Raw genomic sequence first — 5,266 nt, forward strand, 5'->3', positions numbered from 1 at the left:
GACAATAAAATTTAAATACCTGAAGCCCACTGGGCTTCCTCCTCTTAATATCAAATGTCGCCTTTCTTTTGAGAAATCCTCATCATGTATTTGATGGGATTTTTTTTTGTTTATATCTGTTTGTAATTATTGGATTTGGTAATATAATTAACACACCCATAAAATATTATTACTTATATATATCTTTATTTTTGTCATTTTGAGGTACGAAGAATCTCATAATGATAAAGTAATGAAATTCTTTGTGTCAAATAGGGTATTTCATTTCATTTTTTTGTATATTATGGTTAAATATTATTCAAAAATGTTAATTAGATTGAGATTTAATAGATAAAAGAAGAATTATACAATTGATGTATTTTTACCAATTTTCATATATTATATTTGAACTTTATTTAAAGTCTTTTTAGCTATAAAATCACCCCAAAACCGCACTTTTATAATAATCACAACTCTTACTAACAGGACACACCTCACATTTCGGATTCGTAGGTCGACAAATTTCTCTACCTAGAAACGAAATTGCCATTCCTATTTCTCCCCAAATAGCTTTTGGTAAAACTTGCATGAGTTGCTTTTCGACTTTATTACCGTCTTTAGTTTCCGAAATTATTCCTATTCTGGGCGCTACTCTAATCACATGTAAATCGGCAATAATGCCTTCGGCAGGACTTCCTGCTTCTCGCATAATAACATTGGCCGATTTTCGTCCAATTCCTTTTAACGCAACTAGATTTTCCATAGTAGTTGGAATCGCACTATCGGTTTTGATAGTCTGAGCAATTTCAAGTAACCAACTCGCTTTTGTTCCGAAATTTCTAACTTTAGAGATATGTGGAATCAATGCGTCTACATTCGAAACAGCCAGACTTTCCATATTTGGATAGACTTCAAATAGAGCTGGAGCAATTTTATTGATGTTAGCATCAGAATCTTGTGCTGATAAAACAACCATAACAAGTAATTGGTATAAGTTGTTATACTCTAACGGATGTTTTCGCCCTTTGTATTTTTCTAACAATGGCGTAAGTTCCTGGTTCCAATCGTTGAATAATGACATCGTTTTTTTTTTTATTTCATAAAGTTATATAATAATTTTGCATAAAAAAAGTCCAACTTTTCAGCTGGACTTTGTATTTGTTGTACTACTATTATTTTATCAAACTTCTAGAAATAACAATTCGTTGTATCTCTGAAGTCCCTTCGTAAATTTGAGTAATTTTTGCATCACGCATCATACGTTCTACATGATATTCACTTACATAGCCGTTTCCACCGTGTATTTGTACCGCTTCAATAGTAGTGTTCATAGCAGTTTCGGAAGCAAAAAGTTTTGCCATAGCGCCAGATTGTGAGATGTCTTGACCAGCATCTTTTTCGGTAGCGGCTTTAAGTACTAACATTTTGGCTGCCATAATTTGTGTAGCCATATCAGCTAGTTTAAAAGCGATAGCTTGATGCTGAAAAATTGGTTTTTTAAATGCTACGCGTTCTTGCGAGTATTTCAAAGCTAATTCATATGCTCCAGAAGCAATTCCTAAGGCTTGCGATGCAATTCCTATTCTACCTGCGTTTAAAACATTCATAGCGAAACTGAAACCAAATCCGTTTTCACCAATTCTATTTTCTTTAGGAATTTTTACATCAGTAAACATTAGTGAATGTGTATCAGAACCACGAATTCCCATCTTCTTTTCTTTAGGTCCAATTTCAAAACCAGACCAACCTTTTTCTACAATAAAAGCATTAATTCCTTTATGCCCTTTTTCGATATCAGTTTGAGCAATTACAATATAAGTGGAAGCTGTTCCTCCGTTTGTAATCCAGTTTTTTGTTCCGTTTAACAGGTAATGGTCTCCTTTATCAATCGCTGTCGTTTTTTGTGAAGTTGCATCGGATCCAGCTTCTGGCTCAGACAAACAAAAAGCACCTATAACGTCACCTTTTGCAAGCGGAACAAGATACTTCATTTTTAATTCTTCACTTGCATATTTTTCAATTCCTGCACAAACTAATGAGTTGTTTACTGACATGACAACTGCTGCCGAAGCATCGATTTTTGCAATTTCAGTAATGGCTAAAACATAAGAAACGCTATCTAATCCCGATCCGCCATATTTTGGGTCTACCATCATTCCTAAGAAACCAAGCTCAGCCATTTTTTTGACTTGTTCGGTCGGAAATTTAGAATGTTCGTCACGTTCTATAACACCTGGTAATAATTCAATTACTGCAAAATCTCTTGCTGCTTGTTGAATCATTAACTGTTCTTCGCTTAAATTAAAATCCATTTTATATCAGTATTTTATTTGTAAATCGTTTCAAAAAGTTGTCAAATATAGAGGATAAATATGGAATTTTCAAAAGGTTTGCTTATTTTTAACCCATGTTTAAGCAGAACTATAACGTTATCGGAGTTATGTCAGGCACTTCACTTGATGGAATTGATTTGGCGCACATTCATTTTAGTATTGAAAACGAAAAATGGGATTTTCAAATCATTCAAAGTGAAACAATTAGTTATTCAGATGGTTGGATTCAAAAACTCAAAAATGCTGTCGATTTTTCGCCATTGGAATTAGAAAAACTAAATGAAGATTATACAGATTTATTAGGAGAAGTTATTTCTGGTTTTATTGCTGAAAATAAAATCAATAATCTTGATGCCGTTTGTTCTCACGGTCATACCATTTTGCATCAGCCTCAAAACGGTTTTACTTTGCAAATAGGGAATTTGCCTAAAATCGCAAAATTAATTAACCAAAAAGTAGTGTGTGATTTCCGTGTAGAAGATGTACAGCTTGGTGGACAAGGTGCGCCATTGGTCCCAATAGGTGATAGAATTTTATTTTCAGAATATGATTATTGCCTGAATTTAGGCGGTTTTTCTAATGTTTCTTTTGATGAAGATGGAATTAGAATTGCGTTTGATATATCGGCAGTAAATACCGTTTTGAATTTCTATGCTAGTCAACTAGGTTTTGATTATGATGATAAAGGAAAAATTTCTCGAACTGGAATTCTCTCAGCAGAATTATTATCGGAATTAAACAATTTAGATTATTATAAAAAAAGTTACCCTAAATCACTTGGTTTCGAATTTGTAAAAACAATTATTTTTCCAATTATCGAAAAGCATCAAATAACAGTTGAAAACAAACTCAGAACATTTACAGAACATATTGCCATTCAGATTGCTTTGGCTTTGCCCAAACAAAAAGGAAGTTTGTTTGTTACTGGTGGTGGCGCTTACAACGATTTTTTAATCGAAAGAATACAAACTCATATACCAACTATGACCATAGTAATTCCTGATGCTAAAACTATCGAGTTTAAAGAAGCTTTAATTTTTGCTTTACTTGGCGTTTTAAAATTAAGAAATGAAATTAATGTTTTGTCTACTGTAACGGGATCAAAGTATGATCATAGCTCAGGAAAAATGTATAATTATTAAATTTTTAACAAAGGAAAATTGTAGTTTGTGGGATAATTTTTTAATTTTGCAAGCAATTAATCCCTACTCATTTTATCATGAAAAAAATCATTTTAACCTTATTTATGATGTTAATATTTGTACAATCAAATATAGCACAAACTCAGTTTGAAACAGACGGTGTAATTGTACCAAGAACAATCCCTTTTCAAAATCACACACTACAACTTAACGGTTTTGGAACTAGATCTAAAATGTGGGTAGATGTTTATGTGCAAGCTTTGTATCTAACTAATTTGTCGCAAGAAGCACAATATATATTAGATAGCGATACAGAAATGGCTGTTAGACTTCAAATAATTTCAAATATGGTTTCATCAAAAAAGCTTTCTAAATCTTTAAATAAAGGTATGGAGAAGTCTGTAGGTAAAGAGAATTTGAAACAATTTGAAAGCCAAATAGCATTACTAGAATCATTACTAAATTCTGAAGACACCAAAAAAGATGATGCTTTCAACCTTATTTATAATCCTATTGATAAATCTATTTGGGTTTATAAAAATGATAAAATGCAAGGAAAAATTCCTGGATTCGAGTTCAAAAAAGCTTTTTTCGGAATTTGGCTTTCTAATAATCCTGTCGATGAGGACCTTAAAAAAGATTTGCTAGGAAAATTCTAGGAAACAGTATCTCCTCTAATCTACTGAATTGAGTATGTAGATTAAAAAAATAGAATAAAGGAAATGTATTGGTTTTTATTATAAATATAACCTCATTTCCTTTATTCTATTTTTTTATATTTGTCTCACAAAGTAAAGAACAACACAAAAATAAAATGAAAGATCTTTTAAAGAAGTTTGAGAATAAAGAACCAGAAGTAGTTTTTAACTGGAAAGATCCAGAAACCGATGCAGAAGGTTGGACGGTAATAAATTCACTTCGTGGTGGTGCTGCTGGTGGCGGAACCCGTATGCGTAAGGGTTTGGACATGAATGAGGTTCTTTCCCTTGCAAAAACGATGGAAGTAAAATTTTCAGTTTCTGGACCAGTAATTGGTGGTGCAAAATCTGGAATTAATTTCGATCCAAACGATCCTCGTAAAAAAGGCGTTTTGCAACGTTGGTATAAAGCGGTTTCTCCTTTGTTAAAAAGTTATTACGGAACAGGAGGCGATTTGAATGTAGATGAAATTCACGAAGTAATTCCAATGACTGAAGAATGTGGTGTCTGGCATCCGCAGGAAGGTGTTTTCAATGGACATTTTAAACCAACTGAAGCTGATAAAATAAATAGAATTGGACAATTGCGTCAAGGCGTTGTAAAAGTTATAGAAAATACTACTTTCTCGCCAGATATTTCAAGAAAATATACTATTGCCGATATGATTACAGGTTACGGCGTGGCGCAAGCTGTTCGTCATTATTATGATATTTATGGCGGAAATGTAAAAGGTAAAAAAGCAATTGTCCAAGGTTTTGGAAATGTTGGTTCGGCAGCTGCTTTTTACCTTGCAGAAATGGGAGTAAAAGTGGTTGGAATCATCGACAGAGATGGAGGTTTAATTAATGAAGACGGATTTACTTTCGAAGAAATAAGAACTTTATTTCTTACTAAAGATGGAAACAAATTGGTTGCCAATAATATGATTCCATTTGATGAAATTAATGCTAAAATATGGTCTATTGGTGCCGAAATATTTACGCCTTGTGCTGCCTCGCGATTAGTGGCAAAAAGCCAAGTAGATAGTATGATCGCTTCTGGATTAGAAGTGATTTCTTGTGGTGGAAACGTGCCTTTTGCAGATAAGGAAATTTTCTTTGGCCCTATTATGGA

General features: G+C 33.0%; 5 protein-coding genes. 3 read left to right on the forward strand and 2 right to left on the reverse strand.

The genetic code is table 11. The features are described 5' to 3' along the window. Nucleotides 1-418 precede the first annotated feature (418 nt). Together nth and ACHZC3_RS02545 are read right to left on the reverse strand one after the other, a co-directional pair. Nucleotides 419-1,060, reverse strand: a complete 642-nt coding sequence (gene nth, locus ACHZC3_RS02540) for an endonuclease III domain-containing protein (protein ID WP_394758307.1) — start codon at nucleotides 1,058-1,060, stop codon at nucleotides 419-421. Between the two features lie 91 nt (nucleotides 1,061-1,151). Then, nucleotides 1,152-2,291, reverse strand: coding sequence for an acyl-CoA dehydrogenase family protein (locus tag ACHZC3_RS02545; RefSeq protein ID WP_394758308.1), 1,140 nt, complete (start codon nucleotides 2,289-2,291; stop codon nucleotides 1,152-1,154). 95 nt (nucleotides 2,292-2,386) lie between these two features. Here ACHZC3_RS02545 and ACHZC3_RS02550 point away from each other — a divergent pair, with 95 nt between their 5' ends. The 3 genes from ACHZC3_RS02550 to ACHZC3_RS02560 all read left to right on the forward strand — a co-directional run. Further along, the gene (locus ACHZC3_RS02550) at nucleotides 2,387-3,454 is read left to right on the forward strand and encodes an anhydro-N-acetylmuramic acid kinase (protein ID WP_394758309.1); all 1,068 of its coding nucleotides are present in this window, start codon (nucleotides 2,387-2,389) and stop codon (nucleotides 3,452-3,454) included. A gap of 77 nt (nucleotides 3,455-3,531) precedes the next feature. Next, nucleotides 3,532-4,113, forward strand: a complete 582-nt coding sequence (locus ACHZC3_RS02555; protein ID WP_394758310.1) for a chalcone isomerase family protein — start codon at nucleotides 3,532-3,534, stop codon at nucleotides 4,111-4,113. 155 nt (nucleotides 4,114-4,268) lie between these two features. After that, the coding region (locus ACHZC3_RS02560) for a Glu/Leu/Phe/Val dehydrogenase dimerization domain-containing protein (protein WP_394758311.1) at nucleotides 4,269-5,266 on the forward strand (998 nt) is incomplete at its 3' end.

The organism is Flavobacterium sp. (assembly GCF_043720215.1).
GTDB lineage: Bacteria > Bacteroidota > Bacteroidia > Flavobacteriales > Flavobacteriaceae > Flavobacterium.